Source organism: Pseudomonas sp. KK18 (assembly GCF_037094675.1).
In the GTDB taxonomy this organism is placed as follows: domain Bacteria; phylum Pseudomonadota; class Gammaproteobacteria; order Pseudomonadales; family Pseudomonadaceae; genus Aquipseudomonas.
On the sequence record NZ_CP146605.1, the window covers coordinates 4,525,879 to 4,550,596 of the forward strand.

Here is a 24,718-nt window from a genome sequence, read left to right on the forward strand (position 1 = left end):
GCTCCATGTCGCTCAGACAGCTGTCCATTCAATGGAAAATTACCCTGCTGGCCGGTCTTTGCCTGCTGGGCATCGTGACCTTGCTGGTAGGTCTCTCGCTGTACCGCATGGCGCAGAGCTCCGACCTGGTCAAGGCTTCCAGTATGGAAATGCTCGACGAAGCCGCCCAGGCGCGCATCGAAGCCCAGGGTGAGGTCCAGGCCTTGGGCATTCGCCAGCAGTTCATGGACGCCTATCAATACGGCCACGGTTTTTCCCGGCAGGTGTTGTTCCTGCGCGAACAGGCCGAGAAACGCTTCCTGGATGCCTTCGACCTGCGCGAAGACCTGACCCGCCAGGTCAAGGCCGCGCTGCAGGCCAACCCTGACCTGCTGGGCCTGTCCCTAGTATTCGAGGCGAACGCACTGGATGGCAAGGACGAACTGTTCGCCAACCAGCAAGAGCTGGGCAGCAACGACAAGGGCCGCTTTGCGCTGTACTGGTCCCAGCCGACTGCGGGCAAGCTGACTTCAATGTCGCTGCCCGAAAGCGACATGTCCGACACCAGCGTCGGACCCAGCGGCGAAAAAGCCAACGCCTGGTTCACCTGCCCGCGCACCACACTCAAGCCCTGCGTGATCGAGCCGTACTTCTATGTGATCGATGGGCAAAAGGTGCTGATGACCAGCATCGTCTTCCCGCTGATGGTCAACGGCAAAGTCATCGCCTCGCTGTCGGTGGACATCAACCTCAACAGCCTGCAAGCCGTCAGCCAGGGCGCCAGCCAGAAACTCTACGACGGCCAGACCAGCGTCAGCATCATCAGCCCGGTGGGCCTGCTGGCCGGCTACAGTCCGGACGCCGGCAAACTCAGCCAGCGCCTGGATGCCGTCGACACCGCCAACGGCGCGCAATTGATCAGTTCGCTTTCCACCAGCACCCAGACCCGCAGCGTGCGCACCGACCACCAACTCAAGGTGCTCGCGCCGTTCCAGCCGATCCCCGATGGCAAGCCGTGGGGCGTGTTGCTGGATGTTCCAGAAAAAGTCCTGGTGGCTCCGGCTGAGGCCCTGAAGTCCAAACTGGACGCCGATAACGCCAAGGGCACCCTGCTGGAACTGAGCCTGGGCCTACTGGCAGCAATCGTCGGCCTGTTGCTGGTGTGGCTGATGGCCCGCAGCGTGACCCGGCCGATCCTCGGTGTGGCGCGCATGCTGGAAGACATTGCCAGTGGCGAAGGTGACCTGACCCGCCGCCTGGCCTACGACAAACACGACGAACTCGGCGAGTTGGCCGGCTGGTTCAACCGCTTCCTCGACAAGCTGCAGCCGATCATTGCCCAGGTCAAACGCTCAGTGCAGGACGCCCGTGGCACCGCCGACCAGTCGGCCGCCATCGCCACTGAAACCAGTGCCGGCATGGAGCAGCAATACCGCCAGGTCGACCAGGTGGCCACCGCCTCCCACGAGATGAGCGCCACCGCCCAGGACGTCGCCCGCAGTGCAGCGCAAGCCGCCCAGGCGGCCCGCGATGCCGATCAGGCGACGCGTGAAGGTTTGACCGTGATCGACCGCACCACCACCAGCATCGGCCACCTGGCGGCGGATATGAGCACCGCGATGGCCCAGGTTGAAGGACTGGCGGCCAACAGCGAGAAGATCGGTTCGGTACTGGAAGTAATTCGTGCAATCGCCGAGCAGACCAACCTGCTGGCACTGAACGCCGCTATCGAGGCCGCCCGTGCGGGTGAAGCCGGTCGCGGTTTTGCGGTGGTCGCCGATGAAGTGCGCAACCTGGCGCGACGTACCCAGGAGTCGGTGGAAGAAACCCGCCTGGTGATCGAGCAACTGCAAAGCGGTACCCAGGAGGTGGTCGGTTCCATGAGCAACAGCCATCGCCAGGCCCAGGGCAGCGTCGAGCAAGTGGGCCAGGCCGTGACCGCCTTGCGCCAGATCGGCGATGCGGTAACGGTAATCAGCGACATGAACCTGCAGATCGCCAGCGCCGCCGAAGAGCAAAGTGCGGTGGCCGAGGAGATCAACAACAACGTGGCGACGATTCGGGATGTGACGGAGTCGTTGTCCGAACAGGCGAATGAATCGGCGCGGGTCAGCCAGGCGTTGAACAGCCTGGCGAATCAGCAGCAGGGCCTGATGGATCAGTTCAGGGTTTGATGAGTTGCGGGATACTCCGGCAATCAGCCCGAGTATCCCGTAGCAGCTGTCGAGCCTTGGCGAGGCTGCGTTGGCGGTGTGTCAGGCATACCGCAACGCAGCCTCGCCGAGGCTCGACAGCTGCTACGGTTTGTTTTCAATGGCGGCGTGGCAGGTCGATGATGACCTTTAACCCGCCCAGCTCGCTCTCCTGCAACAGAAGCACCCCGCCCCACACCTCGACAATATCCCGCACGATCCCCAGCCCCAGACCATGCCCGTCAGTCTGCTCATCCAACCGCGTGCCTCGGCTGAACACCTGATCACGCTGGCTCTCGGGAATCCCCGGCCCGTCATCTTCGACAGCCAACCGAAAGCCTTCCGGGGTTTCGTCGATGCTCAACACAATCTCCGCATCCGCCCATTTGCACGCGTTGTCCAGCAGGTTGCCCAACAGTTCCAGCAGGTCTTCGCGGTCCCACGGCAATTGCAAACCGGGCGGCACGCGGTAACTCAAATCCAGGTGTTCGCCATGGATCATGTTCAGGGTCGCGAGCAACCCCGGTAATTCGCCGTCGCAATCGAACAAGGCACCCGGCAGTGTCTCTCCGGCCAGGCGGGCACGATTGAGTTCACGATTAAGCCGTTGCTGCACCTGCTCCAACTGTTCCCGCAGCAGCTTGCTCAGTTGCGGATGGTCCTTGAGCTGTTCGCTGGATGCCACGCTCAGCAACACCGCCAACGGGGTTTTCAAGGCATGGCCGAGATTGCCCAGGGCATTGCGCGAGCGCTTGAGGCTGTCTTCGGTGTGGGCCAGCAGATGGTTGATCTGCGCCACCAGCGGCTCCAGCTCCACCGGCACCTGGGTATCCAGTTGCGAGCGCTGGCCCTGCTGCAGTTGGGCGATCTGGTTGCGCGCGGTCTCCAGCGGGCGCAAGGCGCGGCGCACGGTGACCCGTTGCAGAATCAGGATCAGCAACAGCGCCGCCAGCCCCAGCACCAAGCCGATCTGACGCATCAGCCGAAAGCTTTCTCTGACGGGTGTGTAGTCCTGGGCCACGCTGATGGAAATCGACTGGCCAAACCGTTTGTAGTCCGAACGCAGTACCAGCAACTGCTGGCCTTCCGGCCCCAACTGCAGGTTGCCCTTCAGCCCGGCGTGGGGCAACTGCGGCAGTTCCTGGTCCCACAGCGAGCGGGAACGCCAATGGGTGTCGGCAAAATCGATACGGAAATAGTGCCCGGAAAACGGACGCTGGTACGCAGGAGACAACCGCTGCTCATCCAGTTGCACACCCGCCGGCCCGCGCACCAGCGCCACCAGCAGGTTCTCGCTGTCGTTGCGCAAGCCGGACTCCAGGTAACGTTGCAGGCCCATTTCGAACAGCCACAGGCTGGTCTGCGCCAGCACCAGGCCGACGATCACCATCACACTGATCAGCCCCAGGCTCAGGCGCCGCTGGATCGACTTCATGCCGGGCTGGCACCAAACCGGTAACCCTGGCCGCGCCGGGTCTCGATCACGCTGCGGCCCAACTTGCGGCGCAGGTGGTTGACGTGGACCTCCAACACATTGGAGTCACGCTCGGTCTCGCCATCGTACAAATGTTCGGCCAGGTGACTTTTTGAAAGGATTTGCTCGGGGTGCAGCATGAAGTAACGCAGCAGCCGAAACTCGGCCGCGGTCAGCTGGATCTCCTCGCCATCACGCATCACACACTGGCGACCCTCATCCAGGTGCAAGCCGGCAGCCTGCAAGGTGGGCTGATTGGCGTGGCCATGGGAACGACGCAGCAAGGCCTGGATACGCAGGTGCAGCTCTTCGGGATGGAACGGTTTGCTGAGGTAGTCGTCGGCCCCGGCCTTGAGCCCTTCGATGCGCTCGGCCCAGGAGTCGCGGGCAGTGAGGATCAGCACCGGCGTGGCCAGGCCGGCGGCACGCCATTGCGTCAACACCTCAAGCCCGGGCAAACCCGGCAGGCCGAGGTCAAGGATGATCAGGTCGTAGGGTTCGCTGCGCCCCTGGTACACCGCATCGCGCCCGTCCGCCAGCCAGTCGACGGCATAGCCCTGGCGATTGAGTCCGGCCATCAGCTCATCGGCCAGGGGTACGTGGTCTTCCACCAGCAGCAGGCGCATCAGTCGTCTTCCTTGTCTTTGAGCAGTTGACCGGTGTTGGCATCGAGTTCGATCTCGCGCACCACGCCTTCCACCGTCAATAGTTCGATTTCATAGATATAGCGCACAGGGCGATCCTTGTGCTCTTCAAGCTCGGCGTCCAGCAGCTTGGCGCCCGGGTAGCGCTCGAAAGCCGGGCCCAGCAGATGCTCAAGCGGCGCGATCACACCCTCCTGGCGCAGGCGAAGCGCCTCGTCCTGGCCCAGGTCACGAGCGGCCAGGCCTGAGCAAAATGCCAGGAGCACCAGCGCCACTTGAACGCTGGTGCGTAGATTTACCTTCATTACGTATCCTGATGATCCTTGAGGACGGCGCCGGTGACGGCGTCCAATTCCAGGTCCCACTCGACGCCCTGGGCGTCGCGCAGTTCAACCTGATAAAGGTACTTGCCGTATTCCTCTTCAAGCTCGGTTTCATGCACGGTGGCGCCGGGATGTTTGGCCAACGCCGTGGCGTTGAGCTTCTCGAAAGACACAATGGTACCAGCGTCGCGCAACTTCAGTGCTTCGTCCGGCCCCAGGTCGCGAGCCTGGGCGACGCCTGCGGTGAGGGCGATGATACTGCTGGCGATCAAGGCTGTGAGGGTTTTCATGGTGAGTCTCCGTTTCGGGATATTTTGCCTACGGGGCTCACGGTACTGGATCCAACTTAACTGAAACTGAATTGCCACCATGGCAATTCTCTGCGAGACCTTTGCCTGCAACCGGGCAAGATTTTCTATACTGCCCTGCTCGCGGTAAATGAGACCGGTATGACTGCTATCCATATGAAGTTCCCCGCCTTGACCCTCAAGGCCGGTAAACGCGCTTTTGCACGCATTCGTGAGCAGGGGCTTGCGCCTGCGGACGTCGGCATCCTTCCCGGCGCTGCCGGCGGGCCCAAGGCGCTGGGCATCCAGGGTCTGGACCTGGCGCTGTTTGGTGACTGGCTGCCCCGGGCGCCCCGCGAGCGTGCGCTGATCGGCGCCTCGATAGGCTCCTGGCGGTTTGCCAGTGCGTGCCTGCCCGACCCGGTGCAAGGCCTGCTCGACCTGGGCCGGCTGTACAACGCACAAAGCTTTGCCAAAGGCGTGACCATGGCCGAAGTCAGCCAGAGCTGCGTGCGCATGCTCGATGACTTGCTGGCCGGCCGCGATGCCCGCGTGCTCGACAACCCGCACTACCGGCTGAACATCATGGTGGTCAAAAGCCATGGCCTGCTCGCCGACGATCATCGCGGTCGGCTTGGTTTGGGGTTGTCCTCGGTGATCGCCGACAACCTGAGGGGCCGCGCGCGGTTGTCCCGGCACTTCGAACGGCTGATCGTCCACGACCCACGCCAGGCGCCACCGCTGCATGCGCTCAAGGATTTCCCGTCGCGCTTCCTTGATCTGGAACTGGGCAACCTGCGCCAGGCCTTGCTGGCGTCGGGCTCGATCCCCATGGTGATGCAAGGCGTACGCGACCTGCCGGGTGCAGGCCAAGGCACTTACCGCGATGGCGGCCTGCTGGACTATCACCTCGACCTGCCCTACCACGGCGATGACATCGTGCTGTACCCGCACTTCACCGACCGGGTCATTCCCGGCTGGTTCGACAAAGGCTTGCCGTGGCGCCGCGCCAATCAACAGGGTTTGCAGGATGTCCTGCTGCTGGCGCCGTCGAAGGAATACCTGGCGCGACTGCCCCACGGCAAACTGCCGGACCGCAGTGACTTCAAGCGCTTCATGGGGGATGACCCGGGCCGCAACAAGTACTGGCAAACCGCAATGAGCGAAAGCCAGCGGCTGGGGGATGAGTTTCTGCAACTGGCCGACAATGGCCAATTGGGCGAACGCCTGCTGGCTCTCTAGCGCCCTCTCCGTAGTAGCTGTCGAGCCCAAGCGAGGCTGCGTCGGCAGCACCTCGGTTTGTCAGACAAATCGCAAACGCAGCCTCGCCATGGCTCGACAGCTGCTACGCGGTATGCGCGCGGCCGCGACAAACTGTTAAACTCGCCGCCTGCCAGACACCTCACCGAGCTGAAAAACCCTGTGGAAATCTTCAAAGAGTTTACCTTCGAGTCCGCCCACCGCCTGCCCCACGTTCCGGAAGGCCACAAATGCGGGCGCCTGCATGGCCATTCGTTCAAGGTGGCGATCCACCTCAGCGGCGACCTCGACCCGCACACCGGCTGGATCCGTGACTTCTCGGAGATCAAGGCGATTTTCAAGCCGCTCTACGAACGCCTCGACCACAACTACCTCAACGACATCCCGGGCCTCGAAAACCCCACCAGCGAAGTGCTGGCCAAGTGGATCTGGAATGAACTGAAACCGCTGTTGCCGGAACTCAGCGCGATTCGCATCCATGAGACCTGCACCAGCGGCTGCATCTATCGCGGCGAATAAGCCGGCGACGTAAAAAACCACCCTTGCGGTGGTTTTTTTATGCCGGAGACTCCCTTACAGTCGTGGCCTCTTGTACAGGAAGCGCTGCGATGCCAACCCATATCCGCCCCGCTACCGGCGACGATATCGCCGCTATTGAAGCGATCGTCCACGCCGCCTACTCCCCTTACATCCAGCGAATCGGGCGCAAGCCAGGACCGATGCTGGATGACTATCGCCAGCAGGTCGCCGCCGAACGGGTGCATGTGCTGGAGAGTGCGGGCCAGGTCCGCGGCTTTGTCGTACTGATTCATCACGATGAGTACCTGCTGCTGGATAACCTGGCCGTCGACCCCGGTGCCCAGGGCTTGGGTTACGGGCGCCTGTTGCTGGGCTTCGCGGAAGGCCAGGCCAGGCATGGCTCCATCCGTCTCTACACCAATGAAGCGATGACCGAAAATATCGCGCTGTACACCCGCAAAGGCTATGTGGAAACCCACCGGGCCGAGGAAAACGGCTTGCGTCGGGTCTACATGCAAAAAGACCTCACCGCCTCGCACTGAAGGAGCTCCCATGGAAAACACCTGGCTGGCCCAGGCCAAGCGCCTGCAAGCATTGGCCTCCACGGGGCTGCACTTCTGCACCGATGACTTCGAGCGCGAGCGCCTTGAGGAAATCGCCCAGATTGCCCACAGCATGCTGGCGCAATTGGGCGAAGTACCGCTGGAGCGCATCACCGGGCTGGTGCCGGATTTTGCCAAACGTTATTCGACGCCCATGATTGATGTGCGGGGCGCAGTGATTGACGGTGACCGGATCCTGTTGGTCCGCGAGCTCACGGATGGCTGCTGGGCATTGCCCGGCGGTTATGCGGATATTGGTTTGTCGGCGGCTGAAAACATCGTCAAGGAAATTCGCGAAGAGGCCGGGCTGACGGTCACGGCCAAGGCGCTGTACAGCGTCACCCACAAGGCCAAAGGCTTGTACCGGCCGGATATCCGGGACTTCTACAAACTCTACTTTCTGTGCGAACGGGTTGATCAACTGGCGCCGTCGGCCGGTTTCGAAACCACCGAAGTTGGCTTCTTCAGCCTGGACGATCTGCCGCCGCTGTCCCGTGGCCGCACCATTGAAAGCGACCTTGAGGCCGCTTTTGCCTTTCATCGCGGGCAGACCACTCACACCCTGTTCGATTGAATAACGGGTGATCCAATTTGTATCACCCTGCACCGCTTTCGCGCCTGACTGGGCAGAAAGACCAATCCCGCCTGCGTGTTTCTCCTGTTTGGCTATAAATACTGTGCAACCTGCACAGTCCTGACCGTGCGCCCATCACTGCCTCGCACTTGGCACGACGGGTGCAATAGGCCTGCGTCACTCATTCAGGGAGAACGGCACATGACGCAGAACGAACCGGGCAATGACTACCCTCTCAGCGAGGTGCCCATGCATGCCCGCAAAGGCCTGGCCTCCACCGCCATGGTGCTGCTGGGCTTTACCTTTTTTACTGCGACCATGTTCGCCGGCGGCAAGCTGGGGGTGGCCTTCAGCTTTACCCAGATGCTCGGCATCGTGGCCCTGGGTAACCTGCTGTTGGGTATCTACGCCGCAGGCCTGGGTTACATCGCGTTCAAGAGCGGTTTGAACTCGGTGCTGATGGGGCGCTTCTGCTTCGGTGAAGTGGGCAGCAAACTCAGCGACTTGATTCTCGGTTTTACCCAGATCGGCTGGTACGCCTGGGGCACCGCCACCGCAGCCGTAGTACTGGGCAAGTATTTCGAGTTGAGCCAGGGCAGCGTACTCGGGCTGATGGTGCTGTTTGGCATGGTGTTCTGCGCGACGGCCTACGTGGGCTATCGCGGGTTGGAGATTCTGTCCTACATCGCCGTGCCGGCCATGGGTATTTTGTTGTTTCTGTCGATGTGGGTCGCCACCGTCAAGGTCGGCGGGCTCGATGGACTGCTGGCGGTGGTGCCGACCGGTGAGCTGGACATTTCCACGGCTATCACGCTGGTGTTCGGCACCTTTGTCAGCGGCGCGACCCAGGCCACCAACTGGACGCGGTTCTCACGCTCGGCCAGGGTCGCGGTGCTGGCCAGCCTGATCGGCTTCTTTATCGGCAACGGCTTGATGGTGTTGATCGGTGCCTATGGCGCCATCGTCTACCAGCAGCCCGACGTGGTCGAAGTGTTGCTGCTGCAAGGCTTCGCCATGGCGGCCATGGCGATGCTGTTGCTGAATATCTGGAGCACCCAGGACAACACCATCTACAACTTCGCCGTCGCCGGCTGCAACCTGCTGCGCACCAAGCGCCGCAAAACGGTGACCCTGGCCGGTGCGGTGATCGGCACCCTGCTGGCGTTGCTGGGCATGTACGACATGCTGGTGCCCTACCTGATCCTGCTGGGCACGGTGATCCCACCGATTGGCGGGGTGATCATGGCGGATTTCTTCTATCGCTACCGCGGCCACTATCCGCGCCTGGCCGATACACGCCTGCCGGCCTTCAACTGGCCAGGGCTGATCGCCTATGCCGTGGGTACGGTGCTGGCCTTTCATTCACCCTGGGTGGCGCCGTTGGTGGGGATCGTGGCGGCGTCCCTGACCTACATCGTGCTGACCAGCGTATTGCGGGTGCGGGCACCTTTGGCTGACGTCCAGGCATGAGCCTGACAGTCGCCGATGTGCTGGCCTTGCCCGGCCTTGAATCGATGTGCCTGCGGGCCGGGGAAGCCGGCCTGGAGAACACGGTGCGCTGGCCCTATGTCGCAGAAAACAGCGGGATCGCCGAATGGGTGCTGGGGGGCGAACTGGTGTTCGTCACCGGCATCAATCATCCACGGGACGAGGCCAATCTGTTGGTGCTGCTGGACGAAGCCTGTCAGCGCCAGGTCGCCGGCCTGGTGATCCTCACGGGGCCGGACTATATCCAGGCGATTCCCCAGCGTTTGCTGGAAGCGGCGCAAGCGGCGGGCATGCCGCTGATCGAACAGCCTTACTCGTTGAAGATGGTACTGGTGACCCAGGCCATCGGTTCGGCGTTGATCCAGTCGCAGCAGTTGGGGCGCTCGCGACACGATGTGCTGGAGCGCCTGCTGGCCGGTGATTACCAATCCCTGGATTTGCTGCTGCACCGCGCTGCGCAGTTGGACATGCCGCTGGCCGGCCATTGGCAACTCGTCCAGTTGCAACTGGACGGCAGCGACGCGCTGTTTGCCCAGGGTGAGGCGCCAGTGGTCGAGACGCAGCTTGCCCGACAACACGATGCGATTACCCGCCGTCTGCGCCAGTTTGCTGCGCAGCATCCGTCGCGCCTGCCCGTGCTGGGGCGTGCCGGACAATGGACGTTGTTGCTGCCTGCGATAGACGCGGGTGCAGCATTGGCCAACCGTCAGTTGTTGGCGGGTTGGTTGAAGGCACTGAATCTGCGCCTGGCACCGTTGAAACTGTTTATCGGCCTGAGTGCTGCCGCGCACCCACCCGCGCGCCTGGCCCAGGCCCTGGATGAGGCGCGCCAGGCATTGGCCGCTGCGCGACGGTTCAGTGAACGCGCCGGGCTGTGTGTCTACGATGAGTTGGGCGTGCTCAAGCTGCTCAGTGGCGTACGTGATCGCGCCCTGCTCGATCAGTTCCTCAACGAACGCCTGGGGCCGCTGCTGCGCCACGACCTGCACCATGGCCCAAGCCTGATGCCGACCCTGGAGGCCTGGTTCCACGAGAATGGTAACCTTGTGGCCGCAGCCCAACGGCTGGCGGTTCACCGCAACACCCTGACGCACCGCGTCCAGCGTATCGAAGCCCTGTGCGGGCTGACGCTGGACAATGCTTATGACCGCCTGGACATCGGCATCGCGCTGATGATCTGGCGGCTGTCTGCCTGACTGTTTTTTGCCAAGAGGAACTTGCCCATGCACATCATCAACGCCCGCCTGCGCAACCGTGAAGGCCTGCATGATCTGCACCTGGAACACGGCCGGATCGCCAGCATCACCCAACAAGGCGCTGCCCCCCTGGCAGGCCCCGACGACCTGGACGCCGCCGGCAACCTGGTGGTCCCGCCTTTCGTCGAGCCGCACATTCACCTCGATGCCACCCTGACCGCCGGCGAGCCGCGCTGGAACATGAGCGGCACCCTGTTTGAAGGCATCGAGTGCTGGGGCGAGCGCAAGGCCACCATCACCCTGGAAGACACCAAGACCCGCTCCAAAAAAACCATCCAGACCCTGGCCGCCCATGGCATCCAGCATGTGCGCACCCATGTCGACGTCACCGACCCGGACCTCACCGCGCTCAAGGCCATGCTTGAAGTACGCGAGGAAAGCGGCCACCTGATCGACCTGCAAATCGTCGCGTTCCCCCAGGAAGGCATCGAGTCCTACCGCAATGGCCGCGAGCTGATGGAAGAGGCCATTCGCCTGGGCGCCGACGTGATCGGCGGCATCCCGCACTTTGAATACACCCGTGACCAAGGGGTGAGTTCGGTGAAGTTCCTGATGGACCTGGCCGAACGCACCGGTTGCCTGGTCGATGTGCATTGCGACGAAACCGACGACCCACACTCGCGCTTTCTTGAAGTGCTGGCCGAAGAGGCCCGCAGCCGTGACATGGGCGCCCGCGTGACCGCCAGCCACACCACGGCCATGGGCTCCTACGACAATGCTTACTGCGCCAAACTCTTCCGCCTGCTGGGGCATTCGGGCATAAGCTTTGTCTCCTGCCCTACCGAAAGCATCCACTTGCAGGGCCGCTTCGACACTTTCCCCAAACGCCGCGGCGTGACCCGGGTCAACGAACTGCTGGAGGCTGGCATGAACGTCTGCTTCGGCCAGGACTCCATCGTCGACCCTTGGTACCCCTTGGGTAACGGCAACATTTTGCGGGTGCTGGAAGCCGGGTTGCATATCTGCCACATGCTTGGCTACCGCAACCTGCAAAGTGCCCTCGACCTGGTCACCGACAACAGCGCCCGGGCGATGGCCCTGGGGGATCGTTATGGCCTGGAACCGGGACGCCCGGCGAACCTGTTGATCCTGTCTGCAGACAGCGACTATGAAGTGATTCGCAGCCAGGGCTTGCCGTTGTATTCGATTCGAGCGGGCAAAGTGTTGATGAAACGCCGGCCGGCGCAGGTGGAGTTTTTGGAGGCTCATACGATTGAATCTATATCGAGGGTTTGTGGCTTTCCCCAGCCATCATCCGATTGTGGCGGGATGCTCGCCACTTGGGTGAGTACGCGATTTTGCGGATGAGCGAACCAGCGTTTCAGGCTGGATTGCAGGGATGGGGATGAAGCGTGGCTGCCGTAGACGTCGCGGGCCTGGAGGCGGCGCCAGCGGAGGGTTGCCAGGCGGTCGCGACTACTTTGCAGACGATCAGCTTCGATGCTCAAGGCCTGGATATCTTCATAACCACGCTGATTGGTCGGTCGATAGCGGTCCAGTTCTCGTTTTTTCTCCCGCAGTTGTTGCCGCATGCTGATCAGCGCTTTTTCGATCAGCTCAAATTCACTCGCAGTCACCAGTGTTCCGTCGGCGTCCACGGTTTGCTGCCAGCGGCGTAACGTCGCCCAGGCTGCCGGGATGTAGCTTGCGGTCATAAAGTGCTGCTTGTATTGGACTAGCTGCTTGATCAGGTTGGCCCGGTCCGGCATATCACCGCTGAGTTGAATCGCGCGATTGCATGCAGCTTCTTCGATCGACTCACACCCGGGGTTCCACAATATTGAAGACTGTGTGCCGTCGGGCAAGGCAATCGGCATGAAATGCTGCTGGGAGCCGTGATGCTGATAGGCGTTCCCGCCCACCCGCACCAACCCAAGTGCGAACAGCAGGCCAGCAGGTGCAGGATTGCTGAACAGGGTAACAAGCCCGGGAATCCAGAGTTTGGCAGTTGTGTTCATCCAGGGTGCCGGGACGCTGGGTACCGGGTCGTTATGATTGACGATGCGGTGATGCACCAAAGATGAAGCACCGTCAGCGAACTCAGAGTCGGCAGCGCGGGGAGCGCCATAGGTGTAAAGAAGGATGTTGCGGTCGTAACCTGGAATTCGCCTAAGAGACTCTGCCAGCAGCAGTGCTATGGCGCCGCCGAGACTATGGCCACAAATTATGATGCGCTGGCCTATGTAGAACCGGTCGAGGTAATGCAGCGCAAAATCACGCATCGCCCGATACGCGCCATAAAAGCCCTCATGAACCTTACCAACACCCTCGACAAAAGCGACCTGGTGAGCATTGGCATCCCTCAGCCCATCGGAACGGCTTGCAGTGCCCCGCACTGCGATCAGGATCACATGGTCGTGATGGCTGATAAACGCCTGAGTATCAGTGCCATTCTCCTCGTCATCAAAAAAATGCAGCTTCGCTGGGTGGGCCGGGGACTCTCCTTGCCCCGATCGATTTTGCTCATACAACTCAGGATCAAAAGGCAACACCTCGAATCGTTGCGAGTACGGCACGTCTTCATACACGGGATAAAAGTGTTCCACCTGGTCGGAATCGAACTTCCAAGCCTCCTGATAGCCCGACAGTTGTTCGGAAAAAAAATTGCCCACACTGGGCTCTATGGGAAAGCTGACCTGGTCCATCGGCGGAGTCGACGGTTCCTGCCCAAAATCGCAATAACTCAAGGTAGCCATAAGCGCCAACTGATAAAGGTTCAAGGCACAGAACTGGTCTTCAATCGACAACAACGGGCGTAGCGCACGCAGCGGCCGTACCTCCAGCACAGTGTGCAGGTCAGGAAATAAAACCAGCCCTGTCAGCTTGGGCTGAGGGGGACCAAACCCAAGTTCAGCCAGCATGCGGAGCGCATGCCGCGGTGGTCGATGGGTTCTGGGCGCCAAGGGAGGCAAATGAGCAGTGTGCAAGACCAAGTCACTGACCTCGACTTGATAGAATTTGCCTGTTTCCCGCCCTGCCGGGTTTCGCTCGACGCGCTCCCCGTCTACACGTGAAAACCGCGTCTGTTCGGCTCGCACCTGAAGCTCGGTGATAGGCAGTGGGTAACAACCACGCGTTTGCAACGTTGCGTAGTAATCCCCGCTCATTTCATACGGCGCATCGAAGATCAGAACCACAGGCCCTCGATATGGGTTGTCCAACTTTGCGAAACCGTTTCCATCCAAACGACCTGCATATTGTTGACCTGTGCTGTCAAAAACCTTGTACGCAAGACCCCCATAAGCGTTTCCGTCACCTGATTCGTCCACCAGACAAAAACTCAGCCAACATCCACGCACTGCACAAGCCGGCATTTTCCCGCTGAAAAAGGGTTGTTTCCATTCTGTAAGCGCCATCGCTGAATATCCTTATTCAGTAAAAGTTAAAGATAAGTACGCTCCCCATCAGATTTCCCCAAACACGAGCCTCACCGTTTTACCGTTCAGCTCATCACGCTGCACACGGCCACCCGTTGCAGTCGTTGGCGGCAGTCCTCTTGCATCCACCAGGTTGCATTGAAATACGTTATCAGTCGCCTGCGTTGGCCCTGCCGGCCTGAGTAACCACTGACAGGCCCCCGGCACCTCCAAGGTACCTGCACCCGGCATTCGAGACATATGGGGTTCGACCCAATCATGCACACCGATAAACGCAAAATCCCCCCCACTGTCCGACAAGTGCTCAGCCGACTTCGCATAGACATCAAACGTCATGTAACGCAGCACTAACGGACACCCGTTCACCGTCTCCGTCAGAGGCAACTCGAAGCTCGCCCGATTCGCCACCGACTTCTCAAGAGCGTCGAATATCTTGATCTCTGGCAGATCACCTGGACGCCATCGTAAAGTGCAAGTCTCACCTGTTCCGGGGACGTAAGTTGCATCGCCTCTGAGTCTGTAATTCGCCGGCAAATCGACCTCCAAAGTGAAACTATCAGCAGGCTTCATCACACAACCGGAAACACCCAGCACACTGCAAACGAATACCCCTCGCCACACGCCCGACATAAATCCCCTACGCATCCTGCTGCTCCCGCTCCACCCGACGCCACTCCCCAACCACCCGCTGAAAATGATCCTCCGCCACTTCCCCACGCATCGGCTGCCATCGAACAAGCACGTCCCCAGTGGCTTCCAACAGCCGCCGCACGACCAAAAACTCCAGCTGTTCCGGCCTGTCCCATTGCCAGGCCCGCGCTTGCTCCAGCACCTGCGCCAACCAGACTCTCGGGTCTTGAAACTCAACCAGTGCGCTCAACGCCTCGCTGTACTCGGCCAGCAGGTAACGCAGGATATTGGCTTGCAGAATCACTCCCGCCTGGGGATTCGGCACCTCCAGCCACGGCGCAGGATCGGGTACCGGATACCCCCCCGGAGCCGGGTTATCGACACAACTCCAACGCTCACCCTGCCAGTAACACACGCCGATCAGCGGCCCGAGAAAAACAGGCCAGTCCCGAGCAGGCAGGTGAACCAAGGCCCGCGCCAAGGTGCGGTTATCGTGGAAGCGGTACAGCGCCTGACTGCCCGCCGCTCCCACTACCAACCTGTCGCGCCAGTGCCGGGTAACACCCGATAAATCATCACCCGGCAGGCTGCCCAACCAGCCCCAATTACGCTGAGGGTTTTGCAACAAACCCACCAATGCGGGCTCGTTGACATGGTCGAGCAACAGGAGCATCGGTCCATCCGCCGCCATTTCCGATGCGACGGTTTCACCATAGAGGCTGCGATACTCAGCGACCGTGCGTGTCGCCAGCAGTACCCCACGCGCATCGCTTTCACCCTGTAGAACCAGGCACAGCCGGCGCCCTGCCTGCTGCTGTTCAGCCATCCACTGGCCAGGCGCGATCGCCATCAAGCCGCCCTCCCGGTGGATTCGCACAGGCCTTCACGGCAGCGCTCGCACACTGGACAGAAGTCCGCATCCAGTCTTCTGGCCAGCTCCATGACTGCGCCCTGGATAACCGAAACCTTCGGCCCATCCGCTGCAAATGCGGACGCAGCAGCCACGTCACCCGGTCCAACTGGGCTGGCTGTTCGAGTCCCGTCAGGCACACCGCCCAACGTGATCGGCCGACTGCTGAAAATCCCTCCGGCCTGAATCAGCAAATGCTCACCACCGGCCTTGAAGCTCAACTGCGCACCGGCATCGATAACCAGGTTGGCACCGGCCTTCAAATGGACCTGTTGCCCCGCTTCGATCACCAGGGTCTGGCCGACAAGGGTCTGGCTGTTGCCCTGCACGTGCAAGTGATCATCAGCCCCAAGCCGAACCTTGCGGTCGCCGGCGATGCTGCGGTGTTCCTCGCCTCCCAGGGTGGTGGCACTCAAGCCGTGGATGGTTTCCCGACGTTCGCCCACCACCTCCAGCCGACTGTGGTGGCCGACCTGCTGCTCCAGATCGCGTTGGGCGCGCAGGTAGATGAGTTCCTGGCCGCTGCGGTCCTCAAGGTGCAGCTCGTTGGCCCCCGTCCCGCCCGGCGAACTGCGGCTGCGCAGCACACTGCGGGTCTTGTGTTGGGGCAACGGATAGGCAACAGGCTGCAAGGTATTGGGCAGGCAACCATTGATCACTGGCCGGTCTGGATCACCTTCCAGGAACGTCACCAGTACCTCCATGCCCACACGCGGGATCATCACCGCGCCATAGCTGTCACCCGCCCATCCGGACGCCACACGCACCCAGCAGCTGCTCTTGTCGTCGTGCTGGTCCAGGCGGTCCCAATGAAAGCGAATTTTCACCCGGCCGTGAGCGTCGCAATGCACGTCTTCACCCTCGGGCCCGGTGACGGTTGCGGTCTGGCTGCCGCTGATACGCGGTTTGACGTGCTTGAGCGGCGGGCGGTAAGCGGCGCGCCAGGGCGTTGCGGTAAATCGATTGCGATAGCCGTGGAATGCCTCGACATCCACCACCGCCTCCTCCAGCACCTGCGGTTGATAGCCTTCGTGACGCACGCCGGTGATCAGCCACAAGTCATTACAGGTGCGGTCCGGATGGCCGCGCAGTTCCAGGAAATGCCCGCTGCGCAAAGCCGGCTGGTCACTGCGGCCCAGGGCCCGATGACGGTCGCGTTGATGACGTTCCAGGCCACGCCGGGCCAACTGCGAACCTCGCAGATGCCCCGTGAATCCCGCAGGGTATTGATAGTCTTCAAGTGCCGGGAAAGATCCGGCCTGCTCCTGTAAGCGCAGCGACGGATGTTCGAAGTCGTAGTCACGCCGAACAACCTGAGCACTGCGCGTGGCCAGGCGCACATCGAAACGCTGGATCACCAGCGTTTCGGCAGCCGGGCCTCCGGCCGGGCAGTAGCGTTGCGCCGGCAAACGACGAAACACCGTCTGGTCATCACCCAACACCAGTACATGGGCGTCTGCACTGTGGCGAAAGTGGTAGTGAATGCCCTCTTCCTCGCACAGCCGCTGGATAAAGTGCAGGTCGGTTTCCGCGTATTGCACACAGAACGTACGCGGTGGGTAAACCACCGGCCCCAGTTCGAAGGTATAGGCATCAGCAAGGATGCCGTGCTGCTCAAGCACTGCCGCGATAATTTGCGGCACGCTGCGCTGCTGGAAAATCCGCTGGTCGCAACGATGGGCCAGGTACGCCACGCGCGGCGCAAGGGTGAGGTGGTAGCGGGTCAGCCGCTGCCCCGGGCCTTCCCGGCCAATGCTGTAGATTTGCCCGTGCAGGCCTTCACCGGGCTCGCCAAAATCCAGATAGGCCGGTTGGTGAAGTAACTTCTCCAGATCCAGGCTGGGGTTTTCACTGACCCACTGCACTTCAATGAAAAAAGGCTGGTCAATCGTTTCGCTGCCTTTAAAAGCCAGCACCTGAAATGCCTGGTTCATTCCTGCAACGACCAGTTTGAAACGTGACGAAACAAGCGTATTGAACATCCGTTGTTACCCGCCATTCATTGTCGAGCTGAAATAACTTCTCCCGTAAAACGCAGATAAAGCCACTCAATTCGAAGCCGATAAAAAGTGCCTGAACCCCAGGAATACTAGCGATTTCAGGCGAAATTCGGCCGCCTCAAAATAAAAAAGAAGATTCGTACATTGATAGTGGAAGGGTCTTTTATAAATACAGAAATGCAGTTAAACAGCCAGTACTGACTAACGAGAATACTCTTACACCACCATTCACCAGAGCTGCTTATTAATAGAGAAACAGCTGACAAAGATGATTAAGCCCGCCACTGCCTTTTTCAAACTTCCTGCAGCCGCGCAGTCCCGAACAGGCTAACGCTCGGCAACTCACCCGGCTCTGCTTGCAACCGTACGGGTGCGGTACCGCCCGGCATCACCACCGCCACCTGACCCGCCGTCACCCATCCTACAGACCAGGCGGCGCACGCCACCGCACTGGCGCTGGTCCCGGAGGACGCCGTGGGCCCCTCACCACGCTCAAACACCCGCGCGATCACGCGATTGCCTGAATCCCGGGCGACCCATTGCAGGTTGACCCCGGAAATACAAGGTTGGCCGGCCCCGGCAGGTGGTGCGAAAGCAATCGCCCTCAGCGGATCGAACCAGGCTGATCGATGCAGCTGGGCGTTGTCCGGCAACGCTGACGCGTCCTGTACCAGCGTCACACAATGCGGGTTGCCCACACGCACAAACTGGCTGTGATTCCACTCGGGGTTGAGCGCAGCCAGTGGCGAAACATGGCTCACCTCAGTTCCCTCAAGCGAGACCGCGCCCACACCAACAGCCCCTACCGCCAAAGGCCCGAACTCGGGACGCCCCAGCGCCAGCCAAAAGCCCTGGACCTGTTCGTACTCCGCCGGCTCAACCCGCGTAACCACCGGCGACAGTGCGTCTGTCTTGTCGTGATGCACCCGCAACTCACAGCCTTGCGCCATCAATCCCTGGTCGGTCAACGACTGGGCAAAGATCGTCAGGCCATTGCCACTGCGTTCGGCCAGGGAACCGTCGGTGTTGACGATCAACAGGTCAAAAGGCGGCGCGGCCTGGAACGGCCCCACCAACAAACCGTCACAACGATGCGCCTTGGCCTCTGCCGGGCGCGGCAACTCATCCCAACCGCACTCGGCGGCAATCGCCGCCAATGCCCAAACACCTCGGGTGCCAGCGGCCAAGTCGGCACGGTCCGGCACGTCGATACCCTTGCTGCGTAACTGCGCCGGGCTTACCACCCCGTAGATATTCCCGCGGGCGTCGTAGAACAGGGTCATTGCGCAGTCCGCATAAAGATTCGTACCACCTCTTCCAGGTGCTTGCGCATCGCCTGTCGCGCACCCTCCATGTCTCGCAATTCCAGTGCATCGAGGATCTTGCGATGCTCGTCTTCCGAGCGATGGGGCATGTCGTCCGAGGTGTAATGCGCCTGCAACCGCTGGAACATGCTGCCGTAACGATGCCCCAGCAAGTGCGCAATCATCAACGCATACGCCGGATTGCCCGAGGCCTGGGCGATGCGAATGTGAAACAGGCGATCGCCCGGATGGGTATGGGAGCCGTCGCGGTTGTCCTGCACATTACGCTCGAAGGCCTCGCGGATCCCCGCCAGCTCTTCGTCGGTGGCATGTTTGGCGGCCAGGGCGGCGGCTTCCGGCTCAATCAGGCGACGGGCCTGGAGCAGGGAAAACGGTGGAATCTCGGCATTGAAGTCGACGTGCAGGTTGAGTTCCGGATCGAACTCTTTCCATTGATCCCGGGTGGCCTGGGCCATCACCGGTTCCTGGCTGACTGTCGGTTGCACGGGTTCACACACCAGCACGCCGTTGCCCACCCGCACGTCTACCAGGCCGATCACCTCCAGGGCAATCATCGCCTCACGCACGGAAGCGCGACTCACGCCCAGCAGTTTGGCGAGTTCACGCTCAGCGGGAAGTCGACTGCCCGGCGGAAATTCTCCGCTGTCGATCAACGCTCGCAACTGGTCGGCAATCTGTCGATAAAGACGTTGGTTATCAATCACTTGAAATGGCATCTAGGCTCAGCTCGATTCATGCACAGCACGGTCAAAGCGATCAACCCGCAAAAAAGCCGCTTGTTGACCGGGATGACCCATGCTAAAAATTGGATCAATGGCCTGACCATTGGATCGTTTCCAGTGTGCTGATCATAGCAAACCCACCAGGGTTCGCTATGCCGCAGATGCAGGTGTTTCACGCCCTCAATGGCCTGACCATTGAGCCAATAACAATAATCAAGGGAGTCTGTCATGGACCTCACCGGTAAACGCGTGCTGATCACCGCCGCCGCCCAGGGCATTGGCCGCGCCAGCGTCGAAGCCTATCTGGCGGCAGGGGCCGAAGTGATTGCAGCCGACATCAATCAACAGGCGCTCGCCGGCTTGCCGGGTGCGCAAACGGTGGTGCTGGATGTCACCGACGCCAGCGCCATCCAACGCCTTGCCGCCGAGATCGGCCCTCTGGACGTGCTGTTCAACTGCGCAGGCGTGGTGCATGCCGGCAATATCCTCGAGTGCTCGGAAAGCGACTGGACGTTTGCCCTCGACCTGAACGTCACCGCCATGTACCGCATGATCCGCGCGTTTCTGCCGGGGATGCTGGCGGCGGGCGGCGGCTCGATCATCAACATGTCGTCGGTGGCCTCCAGCCTCAAGGGCGTGCCCAACCGCTTTGCCTATTGCGCCAGCAAGGCGGCCGTCATCGGCCTGACCAAATCCGTCGCGGCCGACTTTGTCACCCAGCGCATCCGCTGCAACGCTATCTGCCCGGGCACCGTGGAGTCGCCTTCGCTGCAGCAACGCATCGTCGAACAAGCCCGCCATGAAGGCCGTCAACAGGACGAGGTGTACGCCGCCTTCACCGCGCGCCAGCCGATGGGACGCTTGGGCACGCCCCAGGAAATTGCCCAGCTGGCGCTGTACCTTGGCTCCGATGCCAGCGCGTTTACCACCGGCACCACCCAGATCATTGACGGCGGCTGGAGCAACTGACCGCCCACTTCCAATAAGAGGATTGCTCATGAAATTGCTGCGCTATGGTGAAAAAGGTCAGGAACGCCCGGCCCTGCTGGACGCTGATGGACGTCTGCGTGACCTGTCCGCCCACATCAGTGATATCGCCGGTGACGCCCTGCTCCCGCAAAACCTCGCTCGCCTGCAAGAACTCGACCCCGCGAGCCTGCCCCTGGTACCGGGCAATCCGCGTTTGGGCGCCTGCGTCGGCCAAGTGGGAAAATTCATCTGCATCGGCCTGAACTACGCCGATCACGCTGCCGAAACCGGCGCCCCCATCCCTGACGAACCGATCATCTTCAACAAGTGGACCAGCGCCATCGTCGGCCCCAACGACACCATCGAAATCCCCCGCCACTCCACCAAGACCGACTGGGAAGTGGAGTTGGGCGTGGTGATCGGCCAAGGTGGCCGCTACATCGAGGAAAGCCAGGCCATGCAGCACGTGGCCGGCTACTGCGTGATCAACGATGTCTCCGAGCGCGAGTTCCAGCTGGAACGCGGCGGCACCTGGGACAAGGGCAAGGGCTGCGACACCTTCGGCCCGCTCGGCCCCTGGCTGGTCAGCCGCGATGAGATCGCCGACCCGCACCAACTGTCGATCTGGCTGGAAGTCGACGGCCACCGCTACCAGAACGGCAACACCCGCACGATGATTTTCCAGATCCCCAAACTGATCAGCTACCTCAGCCAGTTCATGAGCCTGCAACCGGGGGATGTGATTTCCACCGGCACCCCGCCCGGTGTCGGCCTGGGGATCAAGCCAGTGCCGGTCTACCTCAAGCCCGGGCAAAAAATCCGCCTGGGTATCGAAGGCCTCGGCGAACAGAACCAGACCACGGTCGACGCCTGACAAGAGACTAGGAGCCGTTCATGACTACCATTACCGCGATTCGCGTCGAAGATATCCGCTTTCCTACGTCCCAGTCCCTGGACGGTTCCGACGCCATGAACCCGGACCCGGACTACTCGGCCGCCTATGTGATTTTGCAGACCGACAACCCGGCCCTTGAAGGCCATGGCCTGACCTTCACCATCGGCCGTGGCAACGAGATTTGCTGCGCGGCGATCCAGGCCATGCAGCCGCTGCTGGTGGGCTTGACCCTGGAATGGATCGCCGAAGACATGGGCCGCTTCTGGCGGCATGTCACCAGTGACAGCCAGTTGCGCTGGATCGGCCCGGACAAGGGCGCAATCCACCTGGCCACCGGCGCGATCGTCAACGCCGCGTGGGATTTGTGGGCCAAGGCCGAAGGCAAGCCCCTGTGGCGCCTGGTGGCCGACATGAGTCCGGAACAGCTGGTGCGCTGCATCGATTTCCGCTACATCACCGACTGCATCACCTCCAGCGAAGCCCTGGCCTTGCTGCGCCAACGCGCCGAAGGCAAGGCTGAACGCATGGCCGACCTGCAAGCCAATGGCTACCCCTGCTACACCACCTCGGCCGGCTGGCTCGGTTATGGCGACGAGAAGCTGCGCAGGCTGTGCCAGGAAGCGGTGGATGCCGGCTTCAACCACGTCAAGCTCAAGGTCGGCCACGACTTGCAGGATGACCTGCGGCGCGTACGCATCGCCCGCGAAGTATTGGGCCCGGACCGCCAATTGATGATTGACGCCAACCAGGTGTGGGAAGTCGACACCGCCATCGATTGGGTGCGCGAATTGGCGTTTGCCAAGCCGTGGTTCATCGAGGAACCCACCAGCCCCGACGATATCGAGGGCCATCGCAAGATTCGCCTGGGCGTGGCGCCGGTCAAGGTCGCCACCGGCGAAATGTGCCAGAACCGGATCATCTTCAAGCAATTGATCATGCGCGAAGCCATTGATGTGGTGCAGATTGACGCCTGCCGCCTGGGCGGGGTCAACGAGGTGCTGGCGGTGATGCTGATGGCGGCCAAATATGGCCTGCCCGTGTGCCCGCATGCCGGCGGTGTCGGGCTTTGCGAGTACGTGCAGCACCTGTCGATGATCGACTACCTGTGCATTGCCGGCACTCACGAAGGCCGGGTGATCGAGTATGTCGACCACTTGCACGAGCATTTCGAAGAACCTTGCGTGGTGCGCGGTGCGGCCTATCTGCCGCCGAAGGCGCCGGGATTTTCGATCCAGATGAAAGCCGCGTCCCGGGAGCAATACCGCCACCGGCCGTGAGCTGAACCGCAATTTGAATGGACGGAGCACAATAACAATGTCGTCCCCATCACCTTTGAGGCTCGATGCGCACCAGCATTTCTGGCGCTACCGGGCCGCTGATTATCCGTGGATCGGTACGGCTGAGGCTGACCTGCGGCGGGACTTTCTCCCACAGGACTTGCGGCCGTTGCTCGACGCTGCCGACCTGGATGGCTGCATTGCCGTGCAAGCCCGCGCCGGTGAGCAGGAAACCGACGCGCTGCTGGAAATGGCGCGGCAGCACCCATGGATACTCGGCGTCGTCGGCTGGGTCGACCTGTGCGACCCACGCCTGGAACAGCACCTGGAACAGTGGCGCGACGCACCGGGACTCAAGGGCTTTCGGCATCAGATTCAGGATGAGCCTACGCCTGCCAGCTTTATGGCCGACGCCAGGTTCTCCCGTGGCCTGCAACACCTGCAGCAACAAGGCTACGTCTACGAAGTGCTGATCCGCTGCGCCGACCTCGACGCCGCGACAGCCCTGTGCCAGCGCCACGACCGGCATCATCTGGTGCTGGACCACCTGGGCAAACCGGACATCGCCATCGGCCCCGTCGGTTGGGCCGAACACCTGGCGCCACTGGCCGCCCTGCCCCACGTCAGTTGCAAGCTGTCGGGCCTGCTCACCGAAGCCGGGCCCGAGCAACGCAACGCCCGAGCCCTGCGCCCCTACATCGAACTGGCGCTGGAATTGTTCGGCGCCGAGCGCCTGATGTTCGGTTCGGACTGGCCGGTGTGCCTGCTGGCCGGGGAATACCAGGGCACCTGCCAATTGCTGCAACAGACCCTCGGCCCACTGTCGCCCGATGAACAGCAGGCCATCTGGGGCGGCACGGCCCAGCGGGTCTATCACCTTGAAGGAAACTGCCCATGAATCTGCATTTGCAGGACCGCGTGATCATCGTCACCGGCGGCGGCTCGGGGATTGGCGCCGCCATTTCCCTGGGATTGATTGCCGAAGGCGCAATCCCGGTGATTTTCGGTCATCAACCGTTGTCCGCGGCGTTCGCGGCCGAGCTTGAGCAGCACGGTCAAAGCCACTTCATCCGTGTCGAGTTGCGCGATGAGGACGCCTGCCGCGCAGCCGTCAACGAAGTGTTGCGACGTTTCGGACGCATCGACGGCCTGGTGAACAACGCCGGGGTCAACGACGGCGTGGGCCTGGATGCGGGCCGTGCAGCCTTCGTCGAATCCCTGGAAAAGAACCTGATTCATTACTACCTGATGACCCACCTGTGCCTCGATGCCCTCAAGGCCAGCCGCGGGGCAATCGTGAATATCAGCTCCAAGACGGCCCTCACCGGCCAGGGCGGTACCAGCGGTTATACCGCCGCAAAAGGTGCGCAGTTGTCACTGACCCGGGAATGGGCCGCCTCCTTGCTGGAGTTCGGCATCCGGGTCAATGCCGTGGTGCCCGCCGAGGTGCTGACGCCGCTGTATCAACGCTGGATCGACGGCTTCGACAACCCCGAGGCCAAGCTCGCCGCCATCGTCGAAAAAATCCCCTTGGGCAAACGGATGACCACTCCCGAGGAAATTGCCGACAGCGTGCTGTTCCTGCTCTCACCCCGCGCCTCCCACACCACCGGACAGTGGCTGGTGGTGGATGGAGGCTACACCCACCTCGACCGGGCGCTGACATGAGCGGCCAACGTTACTGCCTGGCGCTGGACCTGATCGACGATGCGGCATTGATCGCCGAGTACCAGCAGCTGCATCGACGCATCTGGCCTGCCGTGGCAGAGCATCTGCGCAGCCAGCAAATCCTGGAAATGCAGATCTGGCGCCTGGGCACGCGGCTGTTCATGGTCATGGACACCGCGGCCGGGTTCAGCTTCGAAGGGCTGGACCACGCTGCACGCGCCAACGCCGACGTGCAAGCCTGGGAAACCCTGATGTGGCGCTTCCAGGCCCCCACGCCGTGGACTGACCCCGGCGGCAAATGGCAGCCCCTGGAGCAGATTTTCCGCCTTACCGACCAACCCTGATAC

General features: G+C 61.6%; 23 protein-coding genes and 1 pseudogene. 14 read left to right on the forward strand and 10 right to left on the reverse strand.

Going from position 1 to position 24,718, the window contains the following annotated elements; genetic code table 11:
* Nucleotides 1–5 precede the first annotated feature (5 nt).
* Nucleotides 6–2,153 carry a methyl-accepting chemotaxis protein gene (locus V6607_RS20525; protein ID WP_134326935.1) on the forward strand — a complete coding sequence of 716 codons (2,148 nt, stop codon included), beginning with the start codon at nt 6–8 and terminating at the stop codon, nt 2,151–2,153.
* A gap of 136 nt (nt 2,154–2,289) precedes the next feature.
* Here the strand turns inward: V6607_RS20525 and V6607_RS20530 are convergent, their stop codons facing one another.
* The 4 genes from V6607_RS20530 to V6607_RS20545 are packed head-to-tail and all read right to left on the reverse strand — an operon-like array spanning nt 2,290 to nt 4,902.
* Entirely contained in the window at nt 2,290–3,606 is a 1,317-nt protein-coding gene (locus V6607_RS20530; RefSeq protein ID WP_134326936.1) for a sensor histidine kinase, read from the reverse strand.
* Nucleotides 3,603–4,271 (reverse strand): response regulator transcription factor, encoded by a 669-nt coding sequence (locus V6607_RS20535; protein ID WP_003219550.1) that lies wholly within the window; start codon nt 4,269–4,271, stop codon nt 3,603–3,605. The genes V6607_RS20530 and V6607_RS20535 overlap by 4 nt, the downstream gene beginning before the upstream one ends.
* Nucleotides 4,271–4,594: a PepSY domain-containing protein gene (locus V6607_RS20540; protein ID WP_008432790.1), complete on the reverse strand. Its 324-nt coding sequence runs from the start codon at nt 4,592–4,594 to the stop codon at nt 4,271–4,273. The genes V6607_RS20535 and V6607_RS20540 overlap by 1 nt, the downstream gene beginning before the upstream one ends.
* Nucleotides 4,594–4,902, reverse strand: coding sequence for a PepSY domain-containing protein (locus tag V6607_RS20545; protein ID WP_003219548.1), 309 nt, complete (start codon nt 4,900–4,902; stop codon nt 4,594–4,596). The genes V6607_RS20540 and V6607_RS20545 overlap by 1 nt, the downstream gene beginning before the upstream one ends.
* Nucleotides 4,903–5,061: 159 nt before the next feature.
* Between V6607_RS20545 and V6607_RS20550 the strand changes: the two genes are divergently transcribed.
* From V6607_RS20550 to codA, 7 genes and pseudogenes are all read left to right on the forward strand, one after another.
* Nucleotides 5,062–6,141, forward strand: a complete 1,080-nt coding sequence (locus V6607_RS20550; RefSeq protein WP_003219547.1) for a hypothetical protein — start codon at nt 5,062–5,064, stop codon at nt 6,139–6,141.
* Between the two features lie 180 nt (nt 6,142–6,321).
* Complete coding sequence (queD, locus tag V6607_RS20555) at nt 6,322–6,678, forward strand: 6-carboxytetrahydropterin synthase QueD (protein WP_003190259.1); 357 nt, start codon at nt 6,322–6,324, stop codon at nt 6,676–6,678.
* Nucleotides 6,679–6,767: 89 nt separating this feature from the next.
* Nucleotides 6,768–7,220: a GNAT family N-acetyltransferase gene (locus tag V6607_RS20560; RefSeq protein ID WP_102369443.1), complete on the forward strand. Its 453-nt coding sequence runs from the start codon at nt 6,768–6,770 to the stop codon at nt 7,218–7,220.
* Nucleotides 7,221–7,230: 10 nt separating this feature from the next.
* The gene (locus V6607_RS20565) at nt 7,231–7,854 is read left to right on the forward strand and encodes an NUDIX hydrolase (RefSeq protein WP_134326937.1); all 624 of its coding nucleotides are present in this window, start codon (nt 7,231–7,233) and stop codon (nt 7,852–7,854) included.
* Between the two features lie 201 nt (nt 7,855–8,055).
* Nucleotides 8,056–9,324: a cytosine permease gene (gene codB, locus V6607_RS20570; RefSeq protein ID WP_134326938.1), complete on the forward strand. Its 1,269-nt coding sequence runs from the start codon at nt 8,056–8,058 to the stop codon at nt 9,322–9,324.
* On the forward strand, nt 9,321–10,538 hold the full coding sequence (locus V6607_RS20575) for a PucR family transcriptional regulator ligand-binding domain-containing protein (protein ID WP_003219540.1): 1,218 nt from the start codon (nt 9,321–9,323) through the stop codon (nt 10,536–10,538). The genes codB and V6607_RS20575 overlap by 4 nt, the downstream gene beginning before the upstream one ends.
* Before the next feature lie 27 nt (nt 10,539–10,565).
* Nucleotides 10,566–11,798: pseudogene (codA, locus tag V6607_RS20580) on the forward strand (cytosine deaminase); the annotation flags it as partial.
* Between the two features lie 5 nt (nt 11,799–11,803).
* Here codA and V6607_RS20585 read toward each other — a convergent pair.
* The 6 genes from V6607_RS20585 to V6607_RS20610 all read right to left on the reverse strand — a co-directional run bounded on the left by V6607_RS20585 (nt 11,804) and on the right by V6607_RS20610 (nt 19,556).
* A complete protein-coding gene (locus tag V6607_RS20585; RefSeq protein ID WP_134326939.1) occupies nt 11,804–13,954 on the reverse strand; it encodes a lipase family protein in 2,151 nt (716 codons plus the stop codon).
* A gap of 48 nt (nt 13,955–14,002) precedes the next feature.
* Nucleotides 14,003–14,545 carry a hypothetical protein gene (locus V6607_RS20590; protein WP_134326940.1) on the reverse strand — a complete coding sequence of 181 codons (543 nt, stop codon included), beginning with the start codon at nt 14,543–14,545 and terminating at the stop codon, nt 14,003–14,005.
* Nucleotides 14,546–14,612: 67 nt separating this feature from the next.
* Nucleotides 14,613–15,455, reverse strand: coding sequence for a DUF4123 domain-containing protein (locus tag V6607_RS20595; protein WP_134326941.1), 843 nt, complete (start codon nt 15,453–15,455; stop codon nt 14,613–14,615).
* Nucleotides 15,455–17,497, reverse strand: coding sequence for a type VI secretion system tip protein TssI/VgrG (gene tssI / locus V6607_RS20600; RefSeq protein WP_134326942.1), 2,043 nt, complete (start codon nt 17,495–17,497; stop codon nt 15,455–15,457). The genes V6607_RS20595 and tssI overlap by 1 nt, the downstream gene beginning before the upstream one ends.
* 311 nt (nt 17,498–17,808) lie before the next feature.
* Nucleotides 17,809–18,798: a diaminopimelate epimerase gene (locus V6607_RS20605; RefSeq protein ID WP_102604549.1), complete on the reverse strand. Its 990-nt coding sequence runs from the start codon at nt 18,796–18,798 to the stop codon at nt 17,809–17,811.
* On the reverse strand, nt 18,795–19,556 hold the full coding sequence (locus tag V6607_RS20610) for a FadR/GntR family transcriptional regulator (RefSeq protein WP_134326943.1): 762 nt from the start codon (nt 19,554–19,556) through the stop codon (nt 18,795–18,797). Before V6607_RS20610 ends, V6607_RS20605 begins: the two co-directional genes overlap by 4 nt.
* Before the next feature lie 234 nt (nt 19,557–19,790).
* Between V6607_RS20610 and V6607_RS20615 the strand changes: the two genes are divergently transcribed.
* From V6607_RS20615 to V6607_RS20640, 6 genes are read left to right on the forward strand one after another with little or no spacing between them, the layout of a single operon-like run.
* Nucleotides 19,791–20,531, forward strand: coding sequence for an SDR family oxidoreductase (locus tag V6607_RS20615; RefSeq protein ID WP_338740236.1), 741 nt, complete (start codon nt 19,791–19,793; stop codon nt 20,529–20,531).
* Nucleotides 20,532–20,559: 28 nt separating this feature from the next.
* Nucleotides 20,560–21,405 (forward strand): ureidoglycolate lyase, encoded by an 846-nt coding sequence (locus tag V6607_RS20620; RefSeq protein WP_102369452.1) that lies wholly within the window; start codon nt 20,560–20,562, stop codon nt 21,403–21,405.
* Nucleotides 21,406–21,425: 20 nt separating this feature from the next.
* On the forward strand, nt 21,426–22,703 hold the full coding sequence (locus V6607_RS20625) for an L-fuconate dehydratase (protein ID WP_102369453.1): 1,278 nt from the start codon (nt 21,426–21,428) through the stop codon (nt 22,701–22,703).
* A gap of 37 nt (nt 22,704–22,740) precedes the next feature.
* Nucleotides 22,741–23,601, forward strand: coding sequence for an amidohydrolase family protein (locus tag V6607_RS20630; protein WP_134326945.1), 861 nt, complete (start codon nt 22,741–22,743; stop codon nt 23,599–23,601).
* Nucleotides 23,598–24,371, forward strand: coding sequence for an SDR family oxidoreductase (locus V6607_RS20635; protein WP_087693071.1), 774 nt, complete (start codon nt 23,598–23,600; stop codon nt 24,369–24,371). The genes V6607_RS20630 and V6607_RS20635 overlap by 4 nt, the downstream gene beginning before the upstream one ends.
* On the forward strand, nt 24,368–24,715 hold the full coding sequence (locus V6607_RS20640; RefSeq protein WP_134326946.1) for an L-rhamnose mutarotase: 348 nt from the start codon (nt 24,368–24,370) through the stop codon (nt 24,713–24,715). Before V6607_RS20635 ends, V6607_RS20640 begins: the two co-directional genes overlap by 4 nt.
* Nucleotides 24,716–24,718: the final 3 nt, after the last annotated feature.